We start from the raw sequence: 25,061 nt of genomic DNA on the forward strand, positions 1-25,061 counted from the left end.
CGAGGCCCGCTTTGGCGGGCCTCTTTGTACCCACGTCAAAGCGTGGTGATCTGCCCATTGCGATCCAGTTCATACACCTTGTTGCCCTGCAATTTCTCCTTCAACCACCGTTCCGCCTTGCCCAGCGGCCGCTGCCGCGCCCACAGCAAATCGACACCAATCTGCCAGTCGGTATGCGGATACGCCGAGAGCTGCAGTTCCACCAGCTCACCCTTGGCCAGTTCGCGCTGAATGAGCTGGCGGGGCAGGGTGGCCCAGCCGAGTCCGGCACGGACCATTTCCAATAACGCCAGATAGCTTTCCGCCTGCCACAACTGGGTCGAGCGCAGGTATTCGCTGCTCGGCAGTTTGCTCGCGTGGGCGCTGAAGGCCAGGCGACGATGGACGTGCAGGTCGTCGAACGTGACGTTGTCGAGTTGCGCCAATGGGTGCTCGGGATGGCAGACGTGCAGCATGATCAGTTTGCCCAACTGCTGGAACGCCAGCTCCTTGGGGTAGCCGGGCTGTGAGAACGCCACGCCGAGTACCGCTTCACCGCTGCTGACCAGTTCGCTGACGTCGCCGTAGACCGGGTGGCGGATGATCAGGTCGACAAAGGGGAACGCGGCTTCGAAGGCTTTGAGCACCGGCATGATCGGGCCGTACGGCGTTTCAATGGCGAGCGTTAGGCTGGTTTCGACGTTGTCCGAAAGGCAATCGGCGTGGGCTTCGAAGGTCATGCAGCGTTCGAGCACGGCTTCGGCCTGCACCAGCAATTTGTGGCCGCTGGCGGTCAGGGCGGGGCTGCGGTTGCTGCGGTCGAACAGGTCGACGCCAAGGTCGGTTTCGAGGTTGGCAATCGCCGCGCTGATGGTCGATTGGGTCTTCCCCAGTGTGCGCCCGGCGGCGGAAAACGATCCGCTTTTGACCACCTGGACGAACATCAACAGTTGATCGAGTGAGAAGCGCAAGCGGTGAACTCCCGAGTCGAAGACGAAGGTTTGGAGCGGCTAACGAATGCCTGATTGTGCCATCGAAAAAAGCGATGGTTGCTAATTTGTTTCATCGTAATAAACGTTCAACTATGGCCCCGCGTCAAACGATCTCCGGGGCCGATCTGATTTTCAAACGCCCCTGAGCATGCCCGCGATCTCAACAGATGCCGCACCTTCAGGAGCGTGTGAAATGACCACACAACGCATTCATCCGGTGGACGAGGTTTTGCCACTGCGACAGTTGTTCACGTTTGGCTTGCAGCATGTGCTGGTGATGTACGCGGGAGCGGTGGCGGTGCCGCTGATTCTTGGCAGTGCGATGGGGCTGACTTCGGCGCAGGTGGTGTTACTGATCAACGCCAACCTGTTGACCTCTGGTGTGGCGACATTGATTCAAACCCTCGGTTTCTGGAAATTCGGCGCGCGTCTGCCGTTGATTCAAGGCTGCTCGTTCATTGCCCTGGCGCCGATGATCATGATCGGCAAGGAGTTCGGCCTCAGTCAGATTTTCGGCGCGGTGATCGCCGCGGGCTTTATCACCATCGCGCTGGCACCGGTGTTCAGCCGCTTGCTGCGGTTTTTCCCGCCGGTGGTGATTGGCAGTCTGATCACCATTATCGGCATCTCGCTGATGCCGGCGGCGGCGATCTGGCTGGGCGGTGGCAATCCCGATGCGGCGGATTTCGGTAATCCCGCCAACCTGTTGCTGGGCTTGGCCACGGTCAGCGTGACGTTGGTGATCTACGCCAAATTCAAGGGCTTCATCGGCAACCTCAGCGTGCTGATTGGCCTGTTCGTCGGCAGCCTGATCGCAGCGGCTTGCGGCATGACTCACTTCAACCGGGTCAGCGAAGCGGCGTGGTTTGAACTGAGTGCGCCGATGGCATTTGGCGCACCGGAATTCGCGCCTGTGCCGATTCTGATCATGACTTTGGCGATGCTGGTGATCATGGCCGAGACCACCGGCAACTGTCTGGCGATTGGCAAATTGACCGGCAAACCGACCACGCAACAGACCCTTGGCAACGCGTTTCGCGCCGACGGCTTGTCGACCATGCTTGGCGGCCTGTTCAACAGTTTTCCCTACAACGCCTTCACCCAGAACACCGGTTTGATCGCGCTTTCCAACGTTAAAAGCCGTTTCGTCGTGGCCGCTGCCGGGGCAATCATGGTGCTGATGGGCCTGTTCCCGAAACTCGGCGCGTTGATCGCCGCAGTGCCGACGCCGGTGCTCGGTGGCTGCGCGATCGTGATGTTCGGCATGACCACGGTGGCGGGGATTCAGGAACTGTCGCGGGTGCAATTCGAGGGGACGCGCAACGGCATTATCGTCGCCGTGTCGGTGAGTGTCGGGGTGCTACCGATGTCCTGTCCGGCGCTGTTCGAACACGTCGGCCCGACGCTGAAACTGGTGCTCGACAGCGGGATTTTCCTCGGTGCGATCACCGCCATCGTCCTCAACATCCTGCTCAACAACGAAAAAAAATCGACCGAAACCATCGGCGCTGAACTGGCCGAATGATTGTTTGTTTTCCACTGCCCAGGAGTTACCCATGAATCAATTGACTCAGCTCATCCCGGCCGGCGTCAGCGAGCTTGATCTGACGTTACTGCGCCAAACCATCGCCTTGTCCGAGGCATCGAAACAGCGCGGTCGCCATCCGTTCGCGGCATTGGTGGCCGACCGCAACGGCAAGGTGATTGTCGAAGCAGGCAATAACTCGATGCCCCCGGAAGGCGATCCGACTCAGCATGCGGAGTTGGTGGCAGCGGCGGCAGCGGCAAAACTGCTGTCGCTGCAGGAGCTGGAACTGTGCACGTTGTACACCAGCGCCGAACCTTGCTGCATGTGCGCCGGCGCCGTGTATTGGACCGGGATCGGGCGGGTGGTGTATGCCTTGTCGGAACATGCCTTGCTGGGGGTGACGGGGGATCATCCGGAGAATCCGACGTTCTCCTTACCTTGCCGCGAGGTGTTCGCCAAGGGGCAACGCAAGGTCAGTGTATTGGGGCCGATGCTGGAGGGGGAGGCGGCTGAACCGCACAAAGGGTTCTGGTCATAACGCGCAACGTGCAGGAAGTCGCTATCCCCGCGCCGCGTTCTTGCCACTGGTGATTCGCGGATCGATCCATGGGGTGGCCCTTCAATCAAATGAATGAAGGGCCGGCGCTGATGATCGCCAACCGCAGGGGAAAAACGTAATTATCCTGATCCGAGAAATTGATTGCCCGGTGGTGCACGTTAATGATCGGACACGCCTGGCACATCCATATTGATCTTGCGCCAGAACGCTTCTGAAAAACTGTAGACCGAGAAGGCAATCAGCCCCAGCGCCATCACCATCAAAATCAGCCAACCTGCGGGTAGATTCTGCAGTGCATCAAGTGCTTCCTTCATCCCCGGTGGATCCATGGCCTGATAGGCGGAACCACTGATTGCCAGCAGCACGGCAATCTCGATGAACACCACGCCGCGAGCTATCAGACCGAATCGGGACACCGGACGGACATAGCGCATGACATCTTCGTCGGCCTCGAAATATTGTTCGAACGACGCTTTCCAGCCCTTGATGATGTGAGCAATGCCCACCCCAAGCGGAATGAGAGCGATCAGGTACACCAACAAGTTCGAGTGTTTCCACGACAAGAGATGCGCCAGCCAGTCTTTGGTTTGCCCTCCGCCATCGCCCGAGCTCTGGATGCCGCTGACGAGCAGGCCCAACGCAAAAAACGCCAGCGCCCCGTTGACCAGACCTCCAGCCAACAGACCAGCGCGAATCACCAGACCTTTGAGTTGTTTGCCGTGATGATCGACATCGCGCGTGGCTTGCAGGACACGCCAGGCCGCAAATGCGAGCAGACCCGCCACCACAAGTCCGACTAAAAAATAGCCGAATGGCTGGCCGAGCAAAGCTTCAAGGCTCTTGTGGCTGTCTTTGGCTCTGGTCGAGTCCTGGGCTGCCAGCAATGCGAAGATACCGATGATCAAATACAACACTCCCCGAGCGGCATAGCCTCCCCGGGCGAGTATGACAAGGCTGTGTTGCGCGGACATGGGTGTATTCCTGAAAGGGCATAGAGAGCAGACCCTTCTTGCCAGGAGGGGTTCTATTCGCCTTCCTGACGCTCAAACCCTGGTTACGTGCTGCGAGCTGATGAGGCGCTTATTCAAGGTCGCCTGGCAGTGAATGGCGACTTCCGTCGAGCGGGGCATCGCCTATGGCGGTAACTGCCGTGACGCTTATCGCGCATCACACTGCGGCGCAGGCTCGCCGCTCAACGCATCCACCATCGGCGGATGCTCCTGCACGGCCTGACGCAGATCTTCGGTCACACGCAGTTCCGCCCCTGTCGGCGAAAAAGTCGCTGCCGCTGCAAAAGGTGCGGGATTGGCCGGAACCGGGCGTTTACCGCGTCGCCACAAGAAGAAGGTGACCATGCACAGATTGACCAGTGCAAATACCCAGAACAGGCCATTGGCGCCGAACGAGTTCATCACCGGCGAAATCATCATCGGACTGATCGCCGACCCCAGTGAGTTAATCAGCAGCAAACCCTGAATCATCGGCACCAACGCTTCGGCAGGGGCGCGGTCGGCGGCGTGGCTGACGGCAACCGGATAAAGCGCGAATACACCGCCGCCGAGCAGAAACAACATCGCGGCGAGCAGGGTTGGGGACAAAGGAAGCAGGACGATCACCAGCGATAACACCGAGCACGCCCCCGTCAGCAGGGTCAGCACCTGCAAACGATCCCTACGGTCGGACCAGCGTCCGACCGGGTATTGCAGAAGCATGGCGCCGAGGATTGTCCACGCCATCATGCTGCCGACCTCACCGACATTCAGGCCGCTGCGCTGCAGATACAACGGCAGCAAAGTGTAAATCGCCGCGATGCTGACACCCGAGCCGAAACAGCCGACCAGCCCGGTCGGTGTGACGCCCAGCAGTTGGCGTGGTTTGAGCGGTTCCACCTGATCGAGCAGGGGCGACACGCGCGGCAGGATCACGATCGGCAACACCGACAGCGAGGCGAGCATGCCGGCGACCATGAACGGTGCGCTGTCGCTCAATCCAGTAATTTTGCCCAACGTTGCCTGCCCAAGCACACCGGCGCCATACAGGACGATCATGTACAGCGCGAGCAAGCGGCCGCGGATCTTCGCGTCGCCCGCCAGCAGCAACCAGCTTTCGATCACCAGAAACACACCGACCGTGGCCCAGCCGTTGATCAGGCGCAGGGCGAACCAGCCCCAAGTGTCATAGAACAATCCCTGCAGCAGGATGGTCACGGCGATCAGCGAAGCAAAGCTGCCGTAGGCGCGGATATGGCCGATGCGCAGAATCAAGCGGTCATTGAACACGGCGCCCAGGGTCAGACCGATGAAGTAGGCCGACGAAACGAAACCGATTGTAGTGGCCGAGGCACCGGCGGCATCGAGGCGAAGGGTGGTCAGCGAAGACAGAAAACCGTTGCCCAGGGCAACAATGAACAGCCCGAGCAGGGGCGCCAGCGCCATGGCCAGCAAACGCGGAGACATAAAAACCTCTGGAGATCGAACAGCACAACGTGCGCCTCTGCGCAGGTGATTGCCAAGCCGAAAAAGTGTGTGATGCGAGTGCCCGCCGAACGGGCAGGGTTGTAGAGCCGGACACCCATCAGCGAGGTGTGCCCAGGCATTCAGCTAGACGTCAGTCACCGGTTTCGGCGCCTGCAAGATTGCGCGGGATTCTAAGGCTTGTACGGAATTTGCCAATGGCTGTTGGCTGCGACGGTTGGACGCAGGTGAAAAGCCTTGAGGCCCCCACTGCAGTTGATCAATGACACTGCAAAGTTCTAACGTCGGTTGATGTCGCTCACGGCAGCGAGCCCGAAGCCTTCAAGGCTCTTGCCCAATTTGGCAAAAAAACGGCAGAGCGCTTCGCAGCGTCTGCCGTCCATTCGCAATGCTGTAGTTCAAACCGCAATTTATTCTCTGGGTCACTCAATCCGGACAGGCTCTCCTGCCTCAAGCATGAAATGGATAATCAATGTACCCACGCTGATCCCCGCCGAAAAAGCTACCCGGGTCCGGCGCGTTGAGTGTCAGGCCATCGTGAAGCCGACGCGGCAGGTCCGGATTGGCCAGGAACGGGCGGCCGAATGCAATGATGTCGGCACGATCGGCGATCAGTGCCTGTTCGGCAGATTGCGCATCGTAGCCGCCCGCCAGGATCAGCACGCCGTTCCACGTCTTGCGCAACTGGGCAATGATCGCGTCCCAGCGTGGGTCGAAATTTTCATCCTTGACTGTGCCGACCATCGCCGGCTCGACCAGGTGCAGGTAGGCCAGATTCCATTGGTTGAGCGCTTCGACGAGGTGGCCGAAGGTCGCCTCCGGGGTGTCATCGCCCATGCCCATGAAACGGCCCATCGGCGTCAGGCGTACGCCGACTCGCTCGGCGCCGACTTCTTCAGCCACGGCCGCGACCACTTCCAACAGAAACCGTGCGCGATTCTCCACGTTGCCGCCATAGGCATCGTCGCGCTGGTTGCTGTTGCTGTTAAGAAACTGATCGAGCAGGTAACCGTTGCCGGCATGAATCTCTACACCGTCCATGCCCGCCTGCAATGCGTTGCGCGCGGCCACGCGATAGTCCTCGACGATGCCGGCGATTTCCGCGGTTTCCAGCGCGCGCGGCACCGGTACATCGCCCCAGACACCGTTACCGTTTTCGTCGACGATAAACGTCTTGCCGGGCACCGGCAGCGCGCTAGGCGCAACCGGCAGGCCGGCATCGGGTTGAAAGCTGGGGTGGGACACCCGGCCGACGTGCCACAGTTGCATGAAGATCAGACCGCCGGCCTCGTGCACCGCCGCGCTGACGTCACGCCACGCCTGGACCTGCTCAGGGCTGTAGATGCCCGGCGTCCAGGCGTAGCCCTGAGCCTGCCGGGAGATTTGCGTGGCCTCGGTGATGATCAGTGCGGCGCTGGCCCGTTGGCGATAGTACTCGGCGTTCATGGACGTTGGCACATCCCCCGGTTGGCCGGCGCGTGAGCGCGTCAACGGCGCCATCGCCACGCGATGGGCGAGGGTGTAAGGACCGAGTGCGAGGGGTTGGAACAGGCGACGGGTCATGGGTAGCTCCAGATATCAATAGAGGGAATTCAAGCGCGGCAGCGGTGCCGCGAACCAGTGGCGCTAACTTAACCGGGTGTAGCGGGGCTGATAATCGGTGGCCGGCGCTACGCTGTTTTGCGCAGGGCGCAACGGCACCCGTGCTCATCGGCGATGAACACGGGCGTGGCTCAGGCGGGTGGGTTGGAACGGGTCAGCGGCAGATTCAGCCAGCGCCGGCCGGTGGCGTTGGCGACGGCGTTGCCAAGGGCGGCGGCCATCGGCCCCTGGACGATTTCAGCGGCACCGAGGAAGGGTTCTCCCGGCTGGTCGAGCAAATGCACATCGACTTTTTTCGGCAGTTGCGTGAAACGCAGAATCGGATAACCGCTCCAGTCGTAGCTGCGAATGCCGCCCGCGTCGTAGGCGACTTTTTCATACAGGGTCCAGCTCGCGGACTGGACGATGCCGCCCTCGACCTGATTGCGCAGGCCATCGGGGCTGACGATCTGGCCGACGTCCACCGCCGTCACCGCGTGATCGACGCGGATCTCGCCGGTCTGCGGATGCACCCGCAGCTTCACCGCGATGGCGCAGTAACCCATGATGTTTTTGTAGCGGGCAAAAGCGAAACCGATACCGGCGCCGGGCTCGCCGCTTTTCTGCGGCCAACCGATCTCATCACGCACACGTTCTACGACCGCGCGAGCACGCGGGTCGCTGAGATGGGCCAGACGCAACGTGACCGCGTCGATCCCGGCCCGGATCGCCAGTTCGTCGATACTCGCCTCGATGGCGAAGATGTTGATGTGCGCCCCCAGCGAACGCATGGCCGAGGTGCGAAAGGGCATCTGGGTGACGAAGGTCATGTTGATGCGCGTCGAGTTGAGTTCGTACAGCGGCACCGCGTTGCGATCACCATCGCCTTCGGGCTGGGCGATCGGCACGGAGGGCGCCGAGGCGAAGGGCCGCGCGAGCAAGCGTGCCGGCAACAGACGCCCGGCGTTGACGATGCGTTCGTTGTGCGGCGTGGTCCATAGTTCGTAGGCCCAGTCCTGCAGGCGGCCCTGGCTGAGGCTGGCGTCAACTTCGGTGACCATCGCCGAGCTATACGGCTCCCATAGATTTTCCTGCTCGCGCATCCATTGCACGCGCACCGGCGTACCGGGCATGCGCATGGCGATCAATGCTGCATCGGCGGCGGCATCATCGGCGCCGTTGTGCCCGTAACACCCTGAGCCTTCGGCATGAATACAGCGCACCCGCTCAAGTGGCAGACCGAGCATTTCGGCAATGCCGGCGCGCAGCGGGTAAACGCCCTGGGTGTGGGTCCAGACGGTGAGAGCGCCGTCCTTGAACCAGGCCACTGCGCAAGACGGGCCGATCGAGCCGTGCATCAGATATTGCTTGGTGACCCGCGCCTGAAAACGCGTGTCGGCCGCGCCGCTCGGCGTGCCGTTGTGGCTGATCGGATAGCACCGTGAGGGCAGGCGTTTGAGCAGACCATGAATCTCGGCCGCCTCGGGAATCGCCTCGCCCTCGCTCCATTGCGTCACCTCGCTGGCACGGCGCATGGCTTTGATCGCTTGCCACTCATCACGGGCGACCACCGCCAGATAGTTGCCGTCGCGGATCACCTTGACCACGCCAGACAGCGTTTCGATGGACGCCGCATCGAACGCTTGCAGCGCGCAGCCCTGACGGGGCGGGCGGATCACCCGCGCATGCAACATGCCCGGCAGGCGCATGTCCTGGACGAATGCTGCGCCACCGCTGACCTTCGCCGGGATGTCGAGGCGCGGCAACGAATGGCCGATGAGTTTGAAGTCAGCGGCGGCCATCGCCGGTGACTGAGCCTTGGCATATTGATGCACATCGACATGTCTGACCGCGTCGGCGTAACTCATCCGCTGAGCGGCCGGGCCTTCGACCACACCGTCGCGGGTGCTCAGCAGCGCCGCATCAACCTGCCAACTGCGCGCGGCGGCATCGACGAGCATTTCGCGCACCTGCGCGGCGGCGTTATACAACGCGGTACCGCTGTCGAAAATGCTGTGGCTGCCGGCGGTGTAGCCTTCGTTGGGCGTCAGCGCGGTGTCGGCGGTGAGTAAGTTGATGGAGGATGCCGGTACCTGCAAACGCTCGGCGGCTATTTGCAGAAGTGCGGTTTTCACGCCGGTGCCCAATTCGACCTTGCCGGTGTAGACGGTAATGCCGTCGGCGCCGATGCGGATCCAGGCGTCGAGCCACGGGTTGGTGCGCAGGCTTCCGGGGAGGTCGGGGGCGAGGACCACGGTGCCGAGCGTATCGACTTCCGTATCCGCCAACACACGTCGCGCCACCGGCATCAGGGTGAACGCCATCAGCAACGCGCCGCCGCGCAGGAAGGCGCGTCGGCTTGGGTTCAATTCATTCGACTCACTCATGTCAGGCTCCCGTTGTGCCCGGCCACCTGTCTGATCGCCTCGATAATCCGCAAATGCGTTCCGCAGCGGCACAGGTTGCCGGCCATGTGCTCGCGAATGGTGGCCTCATCCGGGTGTCGATTACGCTCAAGCAACGCCTGCGCGCGCATCAGCATGCCGGCAATGCAGTAGCCGCATTGCGCGGCCTGTTTCTCGATGAATGCGGCTTGCAGGGGGCCGGGTTGTTCCGCGCTGCCGAGGCTTTCCACGGTGCGGATTTTTTTGCCTTCGAGGCCGGCGCAGGGCGTCAGGCAGGCGAACACCGGTTGATCATCGACGATCACTGTGCAGGCGCCGCATTGGCCGAGACCGCATCCGTATTTGGCGCCGTTGAGGTTCAAGTGATTGCGCAGCGCATACAGCAGCGGCATGTCTGGCTCCAGCTCAAGCGGTTGCGCGGCTCCGTTGACGTTGAGGGTGATCTGGCTCATTTCGTCTCCTGACGTAACGCTTCAATAGTGGAAGAGAGGTCGGCCCACGGCTGATCGGGGCTGGCTTGCTGACGCAGATACGCGGCCAGTGCGGCGAGTTGTGCGTTGTCCAGGCTGGCGGCGAATGCAGGCATGACCGGGCCGGGCGATCCGGGTGTGGCGGGCAGACCTTCAAGCACGGTTTTGAGGAAGTTGCGCGAACTGGCCGCTTGCAGCACCGAGGTGTTTTGCAGGCCCGGGCGGTCATCGATGGTGCGCATCGGCGCCGCCGTGCCATGGCAACCGGCGCAGGCGCTGCTGAAGAGCAGGGCGCCGTTCGAAGGGGCTGCCGGTTCACTGGCAGGCGTCTTCGGTGTCGTCTCTATCACCGAACGCGGGTTTTCCAGGCTGAGCAGATACTCGGCAATCGCCTCGGCCTCACTGGCGGGCAAGCGGGCCAGACTCAAGCTGACCGGCCGCATCGGCCCGGCGGGTGTGCCGTGGCCATCGACGATTTCGGCGCGCAGATAGCCCACCAGTTGCTCGCGACTCCACGAGTTGCTGCGTTGGCCCATACCGACCAGCGCGGGCGCTTGCCAGCCATCGACGCTGCCGCCCTGCAGATAGTCCGCGGATTTTTCCGCGCCGATCAGGTTCAGCGGCGAATGGCAGCCGGCGCAATGGCCCGGACCGTCAACCAGATAATGCCCGCGATTCCACGCCTCGCTGCGCTGCGCCAGCGGCGTCAGTGGCTCACCGTGCAGAAACAGCAGGTTCCAGAACGCCACCAACGGCCGAATGTTCATCGGAAAATTCATCCGGTTCTGCTCAGCCGGCGCGTGCACGGCGGGGCCGCTCATCAAGTAGGCATAGGCGTCGGCGATGTCTGCTGGGCTCATGCGCCGGTAGTGCACGTAGGGGAACGCCGGATAGAGGAAGTGACCATCGCGAGCAATGCCCTGACGCATCGCCCGCTCAAAGGCTGGCAGTGACCATTGGCCGATACCGGTCTCGACGTCCGGGGTGATGTTGGTGCTGTACAGCGTGCCGAAGGGCGTTACCAACGACAGCCCGCCGGCCAGATATTCACCACCGGGGCGGGTATGGCAGACCGCACAATCGCCGGCCTCGACCACCCGCGCCCCGCGTTGCAACTGCGCAGTATCGAACATCGTCGGGCGCTCGATCGGCGCAATTGCCGGGCGCCACATCAGCCAAACGGCACCGATCAGGCCGAGCACGGCGACCACTGCCACGCTGATCCAAAGCGTTCTGGACTTCAGGAAGTGGCGGTTCATGGGACAGGGAAAAACGCGGCGGGCAATGGCAGAACGGATGGGATACGGGTCATGACAACGCTCCTTGTGACAGCCGGGGAAGGGCGCCGCTGAGGGCGGCGGCGCCATGGGTCAAAGCGTAGAGATACCGCCGGCGCGGGAGAATCATCGGCGCACGCAACAGCGCGTTGCGCGAGAAGCAACGCCTGCGCCGTTGCGCCGGACGCATCACTGCGTTGCCCGCTGCGTGGATTCTGCGCATCGCCACAGGGCCGTAGCCTTGGCCGCACTTTCCTGAACTCAATGAGGTGTCATCATGCTCACGGGCAACCCGGTCGTTGCGACCAACGCTGAACAGCCGGCTGCACTTTCCGGCCTGATGGTCGCGTTCCTGGCATTCTGCTGCGGAGCGGTTGTGGCCAATCTGTATTACGCCCAGCCGATCGTCGAACTGATTGCACCGCAGATCGGTCTGTCCAGCGCCAATGCCAGCCTGATCGTTTCACTGACGCAGTTTGGTTACGCGCTGGGCCTGTTGTTGCTGGTGCCGCTGGCCGATCTGATGGAGAACCGTCGGCTGGTGGTCAGCCTCACCCTCGCGGCGAGCGTGACGTTGTTGTGCGCCGGGCTGACCCATTCACCGTCGATGTTCCTGGTGTTGTCTTTGCTGATCGGACTGACCTCGGTGGCCGTGCAGATTCTAGTGCCGCTGGCGGCGCACTTGGCGCCGGAGGCCAGCCGTGGCCGCGTCGTCGGCAATATCATGAGCGGTCTGCTGCTGGGGATTCTGTTGTCGCGGCCACTGTCGAGCCTGTTGGTCGACGTGTTCGGCTGGCGCGGGGTGTTTTACAGCGCAGCGGCCCTGATGGCGGTCATCGCTCTGATTACCGCCGTGGCATTGCCGCGTCGGCTGCCGACGCATAAGGCCACGTATGCTGCGCTGATCGGTTCGGTGTTTGCCTTGGCTCGGCGTTATCCGGTGTTGCGTCAGCGCTCGCTGTATCAAGGGCTGCTGTTTGCCAGCTTCAGCCTGTTCTGGACCCTCGCACCGATTGAATTGATACGTCATCAAGGCTTCACCCAGGCACACGTGGCGATTTTCGCGCTGGTCGGTGCGGTCGGTGCCATTGCAGCGCCGATTGCCGGGCGTCTGGCCGATGCCGGGCATGGTCGTCGCGGCACACTGGTCGCATTGTTGCTGGCGCCGGTGGCGCTGTTGATCGCCGCGCTCCCGGGCAGCGGCTATGTCTGGCTGGTGGTGTGCGCGGTGCTGCTGGATTTCGCCGTGCAATTGAACATGGTGCTCGGCCAGCGTGAGGTGTACGCCCTCGATCCCCACAGCCGTGCGCGCCTGAACGCCGTGTACATGACCAGCATTTTCGTCGGCGGTGCGGTGGGGTCTCTGGTGGCGAGCCCGCTGTACGAGCATTTCGGCTGGAACCTGACCGCCGTCGCGGTGGCGCTGTTGCCAGCGCTGGCGCTCGGATTATTCCTGAGCCGCAAGGCCGATGTCTGAACAGCCGGCGAGTGCGGGCAAGCACGGCGGTACAAGACGACGGGGGCACAGTGATGCACAATCATCCGCGTTCCCTATCGACCGGACCCCGCTTATGGACAAGTTGCTGGCACTGAAGATGTTTGTGGAAACCGTGCGCTGCGGGGGCTATTCCTCGGCAGCGCGCAAACTCGGGATATCAACGTCGTCAGTGACACGGCAAGTGGCAGGGCTGGAACACGAGCTGGGCGCGAGCCTGCTCAATCGCACCACGCGCAACACCAGCGTGACTGTTGCCGGCCAGACCTATTTCGAAAAAGCCGTGGCGATTCTCGACGCGATCGACGAAGCCGATGCCGTGGTTGCGGATCGTGGCAGCGAAGCGCAGGGCCGTCTGCGCATCAGCGTGCCGGTGGAGTTTGGGCGACGCCTGATCGCGCCGCACCTGAGCCGCTTGCTCGAGCGGCATCCGGGTCTGGAGATCAGTCTGTCGCTGAGCGATCAGGTCAGTGACCTGCTCAGCGAGCAGATTGATGTTTCGGTGCGCCTGGGGTCGTCCGTGGTCAGTGATGACATCGTCAGCAAACGCGTGGGGCATTTCGAACGCTGGGTGGTGGCCAGTCCGGAGTATCTGGCGCGTAGCGCAGCGCTTTGTCACCCACGGGATTTGCTGGAGCATCAATGCCTGCGTTTCGATTACGGCGCCACACACCAGCACTGGACCTTTCAGAATGAAGATGCGCCCATTCAGCTCAACGTCCACGGGCGCCTGCAAAGCAATAACGCCGACATCCTGCGCGAAGCAGCCATCGGCGGTGGCGGGGTGACGCTGCTGGCTGACTGGCTGGTACGCGACGACGTCGCAGCCGGCCGGCTGACCCGGTTGCTTGAGCATTACGAGGTCAATCCCGGCAGCGCCAGCACCTGCATCAACGCGTTGTATTTACCCAATCACCGAGGGTCCAGCAGGATCAATGTGTTTATCGATTTCCTGATGGAAATTCTCAGCCCGACGGCCGTGACTACCCCCGCAGCGTAATTCCTGTGGCTCAACGGCGCCCGGTTCGTGTACTCACATCCACCTACCTCTGGTGAGCGATTGACGGCGTCTGGAAGGGAACTGAGTAGTTCAAGAAGTGCGGGTGATCAAAGGACCTATTGGGTCCATTATGCTTAGAAGCTGTTATTCAGAAGCCGTTGTTACCTGGTCACTTATAAGCTGAGCCAAAATTCGCACGGGCTCCGTAAAACTCCGCCGAGACCGATGTATCAGTCCGATATCACGGTGAAAGGTATGCTGTCCCAAATCGAGCGCTCGTACACCCGCGGGCCATTCCTGATGGGCTTCCGTCTGTGGCACCAGGGCTATGCCTACACCATTTCCCACCAGCTTGATGATGGCCTCCAGTTCATCCAGTTCGCAAACTTCCTGCAAGGTGAAATGCATTTGCCGCAGGAAACGATCGACCTGCCTGCCGCCGAAGGATGATCGGTCATAGCGAATGAATGGCTGGCTGGACAGCAGTTCCGACCAGTCTTCGCCCTCTAGGTCACGTGGCACGATCAGTCGGTAGGGCTCTCGCGCCAACGTCGTCCAGCGCAGGTCACTTTGAAGGGAGAAGGGCGGGCGAATGATGACGGCCATGTCGATTTCGCCGGCGTCGACAAGGTTCACCATCTCCATCGAAAGGCCCGGGATGACACGTGTGCGGCACTGCGGACACTGTTGGTGAAACTTTGCTAGCGCATCTGGCAAATAGGAGCGCTGCACGGACGCGATCGCACCGATGTTGATCAGCACGCTGGGAGGCTTGCCCAGCGTTGTAGAGCCCAAATTGTCGTAAAGCCTCAGCAGCTCTTGCGCCTGCAGAAGTATCTGGTGGCCCATTTTATTGAGATTGGCCGAACGTCCTTTCCTGTCGAAAATTTCGAACCCGAGCTCGGCCTCCAGGCGCTGGATTTGCGCGCTCACGGCGGCCTGAGTCAGGCCGATCTTATTGCCGGCAGCGGCGAATGTGCCTTCCCGCGCCACGGCAATGAGTGTCTTCAATTCTTTGATCATTCACAAATATTAGTTGTGTTTCTAAGAAATATATATTGATTTTTATGTTGGGTTTTCCGTCCTACGATGTTTCCCATCCCCGGCAACGGCTGAATCCAAAGAGCCAATGACGGTGGGAATGTTCGACAACCAACAAAAAATATTTGGAGTTCTGATGAGCCTCTCGCCATTCCACCTCGCAATCCCTGTTTACGACCTGGCTGCAGCTCGCACCTTTTATGGTGAGGTTTTTGGTCTTGAAGAAGGGCGCTCCAGCACGCAGTGGGTCGATTTCGATTTTTATGGTCACCAACTGGTGATTCACGAACATCCAAAAACCGCTTCGCAGGAGAGCGTCCATAGCAACCCGGTCGACGGACACGATGTTCCAGTTCCGCACTTCGGCATCATTTTAGGTTGGGAACAGTGGGAGGCACTGGCCGAACGTCTGAAGGCGTTTGGTACCGAATTCGTGATCGAACCATACATTCGTTTCAAAGGCCAAGTGGGCGAGCAAGCCACCATGTTTTTGTTTGATCCGTGCGGCAACGCTCTTGAGTTCAAGGCTTTCAAGGATATGAGCCAGCTCTTCGCCAAGTAACAACGCCCATGGCACAACCGCGTTGTGCCATTTGATCTCAAGTGAGCTGGAAGCTCATGAATCTAGCAACTGCGAATAGACGCAGACCTTTCATTCCAACAAGAAGGCTAGACATGAAACGTATTCCCTTGGTGTGGCAAATCGTTGCCGGGCTACTGCTTGGCGTGCTTGTCGGTTGGTACTTCAATACTCATCCGTATTATCAGACGTGGGTGAGTGCGGAGATCCTCAAACCGCTCGGTGACATCTTTATCAAGATGATGAAGATGGTGGTTGTACCGATCGTGTTTTGTTGCATGATCCTGGGCATTGCAGGCGGTGGCGATAACAAGTCGTTTGGCCGCATGGGGATAAAGTCGCTGGGCTACTTTTTTGCGATTACGGCCTTGGCCATTGTCATCGGCTTGTGTTTCGCCAACGTTTTCGAGCCGGGTACCGGCACCGACATTTCCGGTATTTCGCACGGTACTGCGGCGATCACTCTGGAACCGTCCAAAGGCGCATTGGTCATCTTGCAAAACATCGTCCCTGACAATGTGCTGGTTGCTATGTCAGAAGCGAAGTTGCTGTCCGTGCTGTTTTTCGCCGTGTTGTTAGGCATGGCATTGAACGCTCTGCCGAAGGACAAAAGCGCACCTTTCATCGCGGTGGTTCAGAGCCTTTCCGATGCGATGTTCAAGGTCGTCTCAATCGTCATGGCATACGCACCGATCGGTGTGTTTGGGATGATCGGCGCGACCGTGGCGACGTTTGGTTTCGCATCATTGTTGCCGTTGCTCAAGTTGATCGGGGTGGTTTATCTGGCGCTGATTGTTTTCGCATTGGTGATACTCGGCGGCATTTGCTACTTGATTGGCGAAAACATTTTCAAGTTGATCCGCTACTTTCGCAATGAGTTGATTCTGGCGTTTTCGAGTGCCGCATCAGCCGCCGTCATGCCGCAGTTGATGACGCGATTGGAGAGCTACGGTGTACCGCGTCGGATCGTCAGTTTTGTGGTGCCGGTGGGTTATGCGTTCAACCTGGATGGCGCATCGATTTTTCTCGGTGTGGCGACAATTTTCGTGGCGCAACTCTATGGCATCGACCTCTCGCTGTCGCAGCAGATCCTGTTGGTGGTGACGATGGTGCTGACTTCAAAGGGCGCAGCAGGGGTGCCGGGTTTTGCCATCATCATCTTGTCAGCGACATTGGCGTCTGCCGGGTTGCCGTTGGAAGGGGTGGCGTTGATTGCCGGCATTTTCAGGATTATTGACAGCGGCACTACCACGTTGAATGTGCTGGGCAATGCCATCGCACCTTTGGTTATCGCCAAGTGGGAAAGGGTCGAACTGGAACCCGCGCGGGGTCATCCAGCAGCTAGCGTCTAGTCGTTCGTCAGAGATTAAACAGGTCTTTTGGACGACCTGAGGAGAAATGCCTGGTGGTAAAAATCGGCGCGGAAGTGTCCGACCTGTCGGAAGACATGCGCGGTGTATTGGAGGAGGGCACCGCGCTGATCATCCAGAGAATCACGCGCTGTGTTCGACAAGGAATGACTGATGGCTCAATCACTTCGATGCAGACGCCGAAACACTGACTGAATCGCTGTATCGATTGTGGTTGGGGGCATCACTGCTGGTGAAAGTCCGCAATACCACAGCTGCCTTTGACACGGCACTGATGACGAGTGAGCGCCTGCTGGCATAGAGGCGTTTTTTTTTAATATTTTTACTAGACGACCGGTCTAATCAACTGGAGTTTTCATGACTGATATTGCCGTAGGCACCGACCTTTTTTCGCCCATGAATATGGGCGCGCTGCAACTGGCTAACCGAATTGTCATGGCGCCCGTGACTCGCAGCCGTATGGCCGAGGACGGCGTGCCGAATGAAATGCACGCGACTTACTACGCCCAGCGTGCCGGCGCAGGCCTGATCATTGCCGAGGCCACGAACATCTCTGCTCAGGGACGTGGCTATGCCATGACGCCGGGTATCTGGTCGGAAGAGCAGGTGGCAGGTTGGAAGAAAGTCACTGACGCAGTACACGCGGCAGGCGGCAAGATCGTCAGCCAACTGTGGCACGTAGGTCGTTTCTCCAGCGTCGAGTTGCAGCCAAACGGCGAAGCGCCGGTCGCGCCCTCGGCAATCAAGGCCGAAGGTACCACCTATACCAACAATGGCATGGTCGAAGTGTCCATGCCTCGGGCGCTTGAGACTTCGGAGATCCCGGGGATCATCGAGCAGTACAAACATGCGGCAGAAAATGCCAAGCGAGCCGGTTTTGATGGTGTGGAAGTCCATTCTGCCAACAGCTATCTGCTCGACCAGTTCCTGCGTGATTCCACCAACCAGCGGACTGACCAGTACGGCGGCTCCATCGAGAATCGGACACGACTGACACTTGAAGTCACCGAAGCCGTGGTGGCGATTTGGGGCAGTGATCGGGTCGGCATCCGCCTTTCACCAGTAACTCCTGATGCAGGTAACACGCCTCCAGACAGCAATGTCATGGCGATCTACGGTCACCTCATTCAGCAGTTGAACACATTCAATCTGGCCTATCTGCATTTCGTTGAAGGCGCCACCGCCACCTCTCGTACCGTTCCCGAGGGGGTGGATCTGGACGCGCTGAGTGCGCAGTTCGAAGGACCGTACATTGGCAACAACAACTATGACCTGGAAATGGCGCTGGAGCGAAGGGGGCGAGGGCGGATTGATGCCGTGGCATTTGGTCGATTATTCATTGCCAACCCCGACCTGGTAGAGCGCCTGCGTCGCGGTGTCGAGCTGACCATAGCTCCGCGCGAGAGTTATTACGGCGGAGGCGCCAAGGGCTACATCGATTGGCCAACGGCCAACTCCAACTAATTAGAAGTTCCCGATTTGATCGACTCGCCAGGATTGGTAATTGTCGTTTGAGTTTTCCGTGTCCGATTGACCAAAAGGGTCACCGGCAACATGCAACGAGGAGTACATCATGAGCAATCCAACTTACGTCCAGGAATACAACGCGATCGTTGCTGTTCTGAGTCGGTACAACGAAGGTGGTGCCAAGGCTGACAGCACTTTGATGAAGCCCGTTTTCAACGAGCAAGCGACGATGTTTGGGGTCGACGACGACAAGCTCGTCGGCGGTGCGATCCAGAATCTGTACGACGTCATCGACAACTCTTTCCGCCCATCTCCCGAAGCCAAGGCCGCGATCGTTCGCATCGACATCGTGGGCTCTGCCGCCAGTGCTCGCGTCGATACCGACAACGTTTCGGGATTTCGTTTCACCGACTTTTTTAACCTGCTGAAGGTAGAAGGCAAGTGGACGATCGTAAGCAAGATTTACCACACCCATCCTACAAAGACTACCTGACCCTGATCAAAATCGACGGCAACTGGAAGGCCATCGCCAAGGTTTATCACCAGTTCGAAGGTTGAGCGTTCACCGATCCCGGTTGAATCAATACCGGGATCGGAGTTCGTTCATCGTCAAATGTAGAAGCGATCATGATCCGTGCCGCTGGCAAAGTTGCTTGCAGATTCAGAAAATTTCCGTCCGATGATTACGAAGCGCTGACACTGCGAGTGCTTGTAGCGTGGTACATGATTTAACATAATATACATTACACGTAACAAGATGTTTCAGGTTCACGCGGACTGCCTACGAGATTTCAATCTCCAGCACAGCCTCAAAAGCCCTGTCCTTTTGTGGCCCTCCCTTAAATATGGCGCCTAAGGTGGCGCCTAACGTGTTCACCCCGAAAGCCTTGCAATCCGGGCCTTTGCGAGCAATCAACCTCGCAGATATCTCCATTTCAGTGTTTTTTAATTCTGGCGGCATCGGCTAAAACCCAAGGTTTGGTCAATTTTTGTGGGATCGAGACGTCGTATGCCGAGCAAAAAGGCTTCCATGCGTCCTGCTAAGCGTCCATTTAGACCAGGCTCGTTCAGCGCAAAAAAACGCTAGGATGCGAAACCTCTTTTAAAAACGGCTGAACCCTTTAAAAGTGATCACGCCTGTAGCCCAATGAATGCAACGGTTTGCGATTTGCTGAGAGCTGAGACGCGCTCGAAACACGTGACTAGCCGCATAGGCTCAATCGCTCACCGTCAGATCGTTTCAGTCTCAACCGCCGGTGCACGATTATCTACAAAGGTCGAATATCAAGGAGAAAACTCGGGAGCCATACCGAGGTGATGTGAACCTCGCCCTCGGCGTGAAGACTCAGCCTGGTTGCGGACTAACTCCGTCGGCGTGCGTAGCGTGGATAGATGTTGGAGCGCGTGACCAATATGTCAGCTCAGGAGAGATTCAAGCGTTTAGAACAGCGCTATATACGCGGAAGGAGACTATCTAAAGGTGGCTTAAATGCTGAAGCTTCGAAGAAGCTTCATTATAAATCACTAATGGTTTTGAATTTCAATAGTCTTTTTCATGAGCTGATAACTGGTCGTTCTCAAGGAGCCCTTACACATTCAAAACATTAACTTTTAAAAATGGCCGAAACTTTTAAAAATGATCAAGCCCGTTAAGTATGGCGACGAACTGCCGTGCCTCCGTATTTCCGCAGCTGTACAGCTAAACACTTTTAAAAATGCCCGAATCTTTTAAAAGTGACCTCCTAGGTCACGTCTTTCGTGAAGGCCAGCCCATCCATCTAAAGCAGCAGTGGCGCCTCTCAAGATCTGGACGGTTCAAGTGCTGATCCCGCACGGCTTGGGGCGTGCAGCCGTGCGGTCGGAATTTCCTAATTCAGATTCGACCATAACTCTCAATATATAACTAAAGCGTAGTTAGTTGCCTGGCCGCCAGTGAAACTTTCCAAGAGCGTACTTGCAAAGCCAGGCTTGCTGTGTATAACCTACATGACATCGATCAAATGGTAAGGGCTAGGTGATGAGTGATTCATCCAGGCAGACGGACGCGCTCGCCTCGAAAAAACGAAAGAGTAAGTCCCCTACTTCCGATAACTCTCAGAATCGGAAGTGTGCAATCCAGCATTCAAAGAAGAATGGCGAGATGCCGAGCCCACATCCCCTGTTTAATACCTATAAAGAATTCATCAACCACACTAGCGATGAGCCCGACCCGAGCCTACCGCTGGTGATGAACTATTTGGCTAACTTTGATGCTCTGCTAAAACCCATAGACGGTTTCGAAGCCGTCAGTGGTTTTCTGCGTTCATACTCCAACGTCGAGGCTACATTCGTTTCGTATCGCACTCATGCCGAGCGCCTGCTGCTTTGGGCACTGTTGATCAGAAAGAAGTCCCTCATGGAGCTGCGTCGCGCAGACGCCGAAGCTTTCTTGGAATTCTGCATGAATCCACCCACGGGCTGGCTTGGCCCCGTGACACGCAGTAGATTTCTGATCAAGGCGTCAGACAAAGATTCAGGGTTGTGCCCAAATCCACGCTGGCGTCCATTCTCGGTGAAGTCAGCGAATTCCGCGGATCTTGACGGCTCGGGTACCAGCGCTCCGTATCAGCCATCCCGAGGGAGTATTTCCCAGGTTTTCTCGGTTTGCAGCAGCTTGTACGAATATGGTCTCGATGAGGGGCTGACGTCGTCGAATCCCTTCAGAGCGATCAAACAGAAGTCGCGCTTCAAAGCGTCGCGCTCAATGGAGCAAACCGGACGCGCCCTTACGCCTCTTCAATGGGACTTCGTACTTACCACCGCTGAAAAAATGGCAGCAACGGCTCCTGAGCGCTATGAACGCACCCTGTTCATCGCCGCGACGTTGTTCTCGATGTACCTACGCGTTTCAGATGTCTGTGGTCGAGTGAATTGGCAGCCCACAATGGGCTCATTCAAAGCAGATCATGAAGGCAACTGGTGGTTCCACCTCATTGGTAAGGGTGACAAAGCCGCCAAGGTAGCGGTTAGGCCGGAATATATTGATCGGTACCTAAAGCGCTACCGGCGGTTCATGGGGCTGTCCGAACTGCCGCTACCTAATGAACAAACCCCTCTGATTGCGACCTTGAATGGTCGTCCAGGGTTATCCACTCGAATGGTTCATTCGATCATCAAGGAACTGTTCGACCGAGCCATTGATGAGATGGTGAGCGAAGGTCGTCAGTTGGGCGAAATCGAGGCTCTGCTACTGGCCTCCACTCACTGGTTAAGGCATACGGCTGCGACACTTGATGCCCCCTGGCGAGACGCCAAGGACTTACAGATGGATCTACGTCACAACAATTTGTCGACAACTCAGGACATCTACTACAGCAGTTATGAAGATAAGCGCTCGTATTCGCTTAAAAAATTGGGTTTGAAAAATCGCGACTAATTTCCAGAGATAACAATAAAGCGCCAAAAGTGCCTACTAACGTTTTTTTTGCGTGGTGTGGTTAGGATTTAGCAAACCTGCCCTACTCTTTGCGGGTTGTTTCTAGTAAGTCTTTATAGCTCAACTAAATAGTTATTTAGTTGAGCTAAGTATATTAATTTGTCCGTGGGCTGATTCTCTGCATCAGGCACACGACTTGATGTTGAACGCTATCTTGACTTGGCATTGCTCCTCCTCAGCGAGTGCCGGGATACGTTGTTTAGGCAACACTCCTCTTATTAGGCTTACGTGCAGCAAATTGGTCGCATAGTCGATGCTCAGCAGCCCTCCCTTTTCGCGTACAAGGAACCACTCAAGCGCAGCTACGTACCCATACTGTTTGTTTTTCTGCTCCTCGGGTTGGTCGAAAAGCACCGCTTGGCGCACGTCACCAACCATTCGGACGTCGATCTGCGACTCAAGAAATTCATGGACGATTTCCCAGTCGTAGCCACTCAGATCTTGCACCTCGTCGATAAGAATTTCGTCGTAAAGAGACTCAAATCTTCGTAACAACACCGGCGTGGCGGCCAACAACTCTCGCGCGAGGTGTCCGAGCTCGCATGCGAGTTCAGGGAGGCCTACAACCCGCTCGTTGTCTCTAAGAGATCCAGTGGCTCACGCCCCATCGCCTCCATCAGCGCATTGGCAAGCCACACCGCGTCGATCATGCTGAACGAATAGCACATGAAGTTAAAAATCAGCTCAACTCCCCCCTCTTCAATTGTGTAGACGCTTACCTTTTCAGTTGTGTCGCTCTCTTCTGTCGCGAGTTCAACAACGTAGCCTTCTTTTTCCGCTTCGTGACAGTCGAACTTGCCATCGGCGAAGTAATGCCACTCTCCAGACACTCTTTTTCGATATCTCCTTTCAAGAATGCTTTCGCGATCCGCTGGCGTCGGTACAAACCCTGCAAGATTTCCCACGGTTATGAGTACGGCATCGTAAAGGCAGCGCGCGATATCTTCAGCTACGGCGTCGGCAAATCTAAAAGGCATGATGTCTAACTTTAGACTGACATACTGATCAACCTGCCTGGATACTTGACACGGATACAGCTCGTCAAATTCACGACCACGCCAGCATATGAATTCGCGTTCTGCAAAAAAAGCTGCCGATTGCATTTCAGTTTTGCTCACAAAATTCACCATCGTTATGTTCATAAAAATAACAACGGATGCTTTGTAGAAAAACTTTAGCGAAAAGTTGGAATAATTTTTTTGGGGGGGCTAGAGCTTTAAGAATCTGAGCTAGGGCCGGGCGAGGTTTGACCACCTAAGCTTGAGATCAAGCTACGAATCCGCAGGAAAAGTCTGAGCCTTAGCCGAGCCTGCTGGGCCCGAACAGGCGACAATCGATCGATGCACACTGACCTTATTTTCTGGTTGCGTCTTTGTCACGGCAAGACCGAATGATAAAAAACCTAGGACATCTACCCGCTCATCAGCAATCATGCCCCCATAAATCTTGGCGTTCAGAGAAAGACATGAATAGGCTCGAGCAGTGCATGGCGTGGTTTTGGCGGGACAAGAGGTCTCGATCTGAGCGGACGCGTGAGCGTGCGTTTATCGACTCAGTAAACGGGTTGAAGACTTTGAAGGTCACGCCTGACGGCGGTATGTCGATAGATCCCCAAGAGATACGCGACCGTGTAATTGCGAGTCGTCATGCGCTTAAGCATTTCGTTAGGAAAACGTAAGGAAACCTCCCCTCTGCGGGCTACCATCCGCCCGTTTCCGGCCGCGAGGATCCGCGTTCCCTCGCGCTTTCGGGGCCTTACTGAGGCTAACTGTAACGTAACTTTTTCACTTGTAACGTAAGCAACGTTACAGAGCAAAAAGAACGTTACAGACCAATGAATTCAGGCATTTCGTTGAAATGAGGTATCTGACCAAGCTCGAGGCCGCTTATGACATCTAACCCGTTCCTCTCGAAACAACTCCGAAATCAGGCCTAACCTGCCCATCAATGACAATGCAGTCATGGGCAATGGAAGCTGGAGCGCTGCATGAGGTTGCTAGGTCTATTCATAAAGGTCGTTTGTCGAGACAAAAAAACCATGTGCAAAAAATTGTCCTCGCTAATAATCATGGCGATCATTTTGAAATCGGCGTGATGAGAAAATACGCGACAAGCTATCCCTGCCCTCTCATATTGGTCTTCCACCGAGATGCGTAAACTCTTGTGGAAGGCTGTCGCATCCCAATCTGTGAGCGTCAGCGGCAGCGGCGAATTTCAAAACCATTGGAGACCGCATTTTAAGATTCCAGAGCTAGGATCTCTCGCGCTGCGATGATGCAAGCTATCGGATGCTATCGCCAGGTGGAACCAGAGCCACAATGCCTGCTTTGCAGTGAATTCCATCATGAGATCGCCAAATACCATCTCAATGGTTTCACCAATTTCAGTCGCTACAAACATTCGGAATGTGGCACCTTCTCGACTGCGAAATTCAATCCTTGGGTCGGGGTCAACAAACTCACCACCAGCAATAAACAAGTAACCGGGATCAGACAAAATCTCTAAGGATCCCTGCTCATTTTCCGGAAGTATCGTTCCGCCAACCCTATCGCTAGCAAAACACTTGAATACTTCTATATATGTTTTTTCCTTGGTGGAATCGATAGGCGAGAAGAGTCTAGGATTAATCTCTTCAATTGCTACGAGCGCATCGAAAATTCGCCAGGCAACACCAGCCGCTTGATGCAGCGTATAGTACTGTTCGAAATCATCCAATGTCATTCTGATTATCTGGCCTTGCAATGCTACTGATGCTTCGTAAGTTTCACCAGTACCTCCCAGCCAATGGAATTCTTCAAATTCCTCGAGCTCCAGATCACTCCCGTATTCAAGATCGCAAACATTCTGTGAGTAACTCATCACGCATCTCGCTTCGACAATCGTATTTATGCTTAATAAAAGCAACGGATTAAAATGAGCAAAACTTTAGCGTCGAGGAAAAATAAAATTTCACCCATCTGAAACTCAATGCGTGGTTTCAATTGAGAAAAATTTTTGTGATCACCCTTCCCCACAGACATAACTATGACCTGATGCAACTATTACTAAACGATCGTCACTCTGTCGAGCTCAAAACGGGCATCCGTTAATGCCCCAAAAATGGGACATTAAGTGTCAAAAACGCGGTTAATGTCCCTTTTGGGGGTCTTTCAGCAGGGCGAAAATTCATCAACTTAAATCCCGTTACGGTAAAAAAATCTCCTATCGCGCTCAAGGTTTTTCAAAACGATCCGTTTTTCATCTGTATGTACACAGTGAGAAATCAGCATTGAGCCTATCGACGATTGCATTCATCCAGCGTCTGCAGAGCGCTATTCCGTTTTCCGAGACGACCCAAGGAAATCGACAAAGACGAGCGTGGGAGCGAC

At 57.1% G+C, this 25,061-nt stretch carries 19 protein-coding genes and 3 pseudogenes; 11 read left to right on the top strand and 11 right to left on the bottom strand.

Translation table 11 applies throughout. The features are described 5' to 3' along the window. Positions 1-35: 35 nt before the first annotated feature. Entirely contained in the window at positions 36-950 is a 915-nt protein-coding gene (locus ACVVH8_RS14235) for a LysR family transcriptional regulator (RefSeq protein WP_475230916.1), read from the bottom strand. A 214-nt stretch (positions 951-1,164) separates the two neighbouring features. Here ACVVH8_RS14235 and ACVVH8_RS14240 point away from each other — a divergent pair, with 214 nt between their 5' ends. Continuing rightward, the gene (locus ACVVH8_RS14240) at positions 1,165-2,496 is read left to right on the top strand and encodes a nucleobase:cation symporter-2 family protein (RefSeq protein WP_103301973.1); all 1,332 of its coding nucleotides are present in this window, start codon (positions 1,165-1,167) and stop codon (positions 2,494-2,496) included. A gap of 31 nt (positions 2,497-2,527) precedes the next feature. After that, the gene (locus ACVVH8_RS14245) at positions 2,528-3,037 is read left to right on the top strand and encodes a nucleoside deaminase (RefSeq protein ID WP_475230918.1); all 510 of its coding nucleotides are present in this window, start codon (positions 2,528-2,530) and stop codon (positions 3,035-3,037) included. 179 nt (positions 3,038-3,216) lie between these two features. On the opposite strand, the gene ACVVH8_RS14250 is transcribed toward ACVVH8_RS14245, so the two are convergent. The 6 genes from ACVVH8_RS14250 to ACVVH8_RS14275 form a co-directional block, all read right to left on the bottom strand. Continuing rightward, positions 3,217-4,029 (bottom strand): DUF1206 domain-containing protein, encoded by an 813-nt coding sequence (locus ACVVH8_RS14250; RefSeq protein WP_475230920.1) that lies wholly within the window; start codon positions 4,027-4,029, stop codon positions 3,217-3,219. A gap of 186 nt (positions 4,030-4,215) precedes the next feature. Beyond that, positions 4,216-5,514 carry an MFS transporter gene (locus tag ACVVH8_RS14255; RefSeq protein ID WP_475230922.1) on the bottom strand — a complete coding sequence of 433 codons (1,299 nt, stop codon included), beginning with the start codon at positions 5,512-5,514 and terminating at the stop codon, positions 4,216-4,218. Positions 5,515-5,982: 468 nt separating this feature from the next. After that, positions 5,983-7,095, bottom strand: a complete 1,113-nt coding sequence (locus tag ACVVH8_RS14260; protein ID WP_315445428.1) for an N-ethylmaleimide reductase — start codon at positions 7,093-7,095, stop codon at positions 5,983-5,985. Between the two features lie 170 nt (positions 7,096-7,265). After that, positions 7,266-9,500 carry a xanthine dehydrogenase family protein molybdopterin-binding subunit gene (locus ACVVH8_RS14265; RefSeq protein WP_475230924.1) on the bottom strand — a complete coding sequence of 745 codons (2,235 nt, stop codon included), beginning with the start codon at positions 9,498-9,500 and terminating at the stop codon, positions 7,266-7,268. Then, positions 9,497-9,970: a (2Fe-2S)-binding protein gene (locus ACVVH8_RS14270; protein ID WP_475230926.1), complete on the bottom strand. Its 474-nt coding sequence runs from the start codon at positions 9,968-9,970 to the stop codon at positions 9,497-9,499. Before ACVVH8_RS14270 ends, ACVVH8_RS14265 begins: the two co-directional genes overlap by 4 nt. Beyond that, positions 9,967-11,205: a c-type cytochrome gene (locus ACVVH8_RS14275; RefSeq protein WP_475230928.1), complete on the bottom strand. Its 1,239-nt coding sequence runs from the start codon at positions 11,203-11,205 to the stop codon at positions 9,967-9,969. The genes ACVVH8_RS14270 and ACVVH8_RS14275 overlap by 4 nt, the downstream gene beginning before the upstream one ends. A gap of 337 nt (positions 11,206-11,542) precedes the next feature. Between ACVVH8_RS14275 and ACVVH8_RS14280 the strand changes: the two genes are divergently transcribed. Both ACVVH8_RS14280 and ACVVH8_RS14285 read left to right on the top strand, forming a co-directional pair. Next, positions 11,543-12,742 carry an MFS transporter gene (locus ACVVH8_RS14280; protein WP_475230930.1) on the top strand — a complete coding sequence of 400 codons (1,200 nt, stop codon included), beginning with the start codon at positions 11,543-11,545 and terminating at the stop codon, positions 12,740-12,742. Between the two features lie 94 nt (positions 12,743-12,836). Then, positions 12,837-13,760, top strand: a complete 924-nt coding sequence (locus ACVVH8_RS14285) for a LysR family transcriptional regulator (protein ID WP_103301981.1) — start codon at positions 12,837-12,839, stop codon at positions 13,758-13,760. Between the two features lie 144 nt (positions 13,761-13,904). Here the strand turns inward: ACVVH8_RS14285 and ACVVH8_RS14290 are convergent, their stop codons facing one another. Next, positions 13,905-14,783, bottom strand: coding sequence for a LysR family transcriptional regulator (locus ACVVH8_RS14290; RefSeq protein ID WP_475230932.1), 879 nt, complete (start codon positions 14,781-14,783; stop codon positions 13,905-13,907). A 154-nt stretch (positions 14,784-14,937) separates the two neighbouring features. On the opposite strand from ACVVH8_RS14290, the gene ACVVH8_RS14295 reads away from it, so the two are divergent. The 7 genes and pseudogenes from ACVVH8_RS14295 to ACVVH8_RS14325 all read left to right on the top strand — a co-directional run bounded on the left by ACVVH8_RS14295 (position 14,938) and on the right by ACVVH8_RS14325 (position 21,633). Beyond that, entirely contained in the window at positions 14,938-15,363 is a 426-nt protein-coding gene (locus ACVVH8_RS14295; RefSeq protein ID WP_401296353.1) for a VOC family protein, read from the top strand. A gap of 113 nt (positions 15,364-15,476) precedes the next feature. After that, on the top strand, positions 15,477-16,733 hold the full coding sequence (locus ACVVH8_RS14300; RefSeq protein ID WP_315445434.1) for a cation:dicarboxylate symporter family transporter: 1,257 nt from the start codon (positions 15,477-15,479) through the stop codon (positions 16,731-16,733). A 35-nt stretch (positions 16,734-16,768) separates the two neighbouring features. Next, positions 16,769-17,052 (top strand): annotated as a pseudogene (locus tag ACVVH8_RS14305) (TetR family transcriptional regulator C-terminal domain-containing protein); the annotation flags it as partial. Positions 17,053-17,108: 56 nt separating this feature from the next. Next, entirely contained in the window at positions 17,109-18,215 is a 1,107-nt protein-coding gene (locus ACVVH8_RS14310; RefSeq protein ID WP_475230934.1) for an alkene reductase, read from the top strand. A 109-nt stretch (positions 18,216-18,324) separates the two neighbouring features. Next, entirely contained in the window at positions 18,325-18,711 is a 387-nt protein-coding gene (locus ACVVH8_RS14315; protein WP_475230936.1) for a nuclear transport factor 2 family protein, read from the top strand. Further along, positions 18,696-18,776, top strand: a pseudogene (locus ACVVH8_RS14320) (nuclear transport factor 2 family protein); the annotation flags it as partial. The gene ACVVH8_RS14315 and the pseudogene ACVVH8_RS14320, both read left to right, overlap by 16 nt. Positions 18,777-20,358: 1,582 nt before the next feature. After that, positions 20,359-21,633 carry a tyrosine-type recombinase/integrase gene (locus ACVVH8_RS14325; RefSeq protein ID WP_475231179.1) on the top strand — a complete coding sequence of 425 codons (1,275 nt, stop codon included), beginning with the start codon at positions 20,359-20,361 and terminating at the stop codon, positions 21,631-21,633. Positions 21,634-21,816: 183 nt separating this feature from the next. Here the strand turns inward: ACVVH8_RS14325 and ACVVH8_RS14330 are convergent. The 3 genes and pseudogenes from ACVVH8_RS14330 to ACVVH8_RS14340 form a co-directional block, all read right to left on the bottom strand. Further along, a pseudogene (locus ACVVH8_RS14330) lies at positions 21,817-22,218 on the bottom strand (UvrD-helicase domain-containing protein); the annotation flags it as partial. 35 nt (positions 22,219-22,253) lie between these two features. Beyond that, entirely contained in the window at positions 22,254-22,811 is a 558-nt protein-coding gene (locus ACVVH8_RS14335; protein ID WP_475230938.1) for a hypothetical protein, read from the bottom strand. 1,096 nt (positions 22,812-23,907) lie between these two features. Further along, complete coding sequence (locus tag ACVVH8_RS14340) at positions 23,908-24,552, bottom strand: hypothetical protein (protein WP_475230940.1); 645 nt, start codon at positions 24,550-24,552, stop codon at positions 23,908-23,910. Positions 24,553-25,061 lie beyond the last annotated feature (509 nt).

It is taken from the genome of Pseudomonas trutticola BRTCR10 (genome assembly GCF_056155105.1).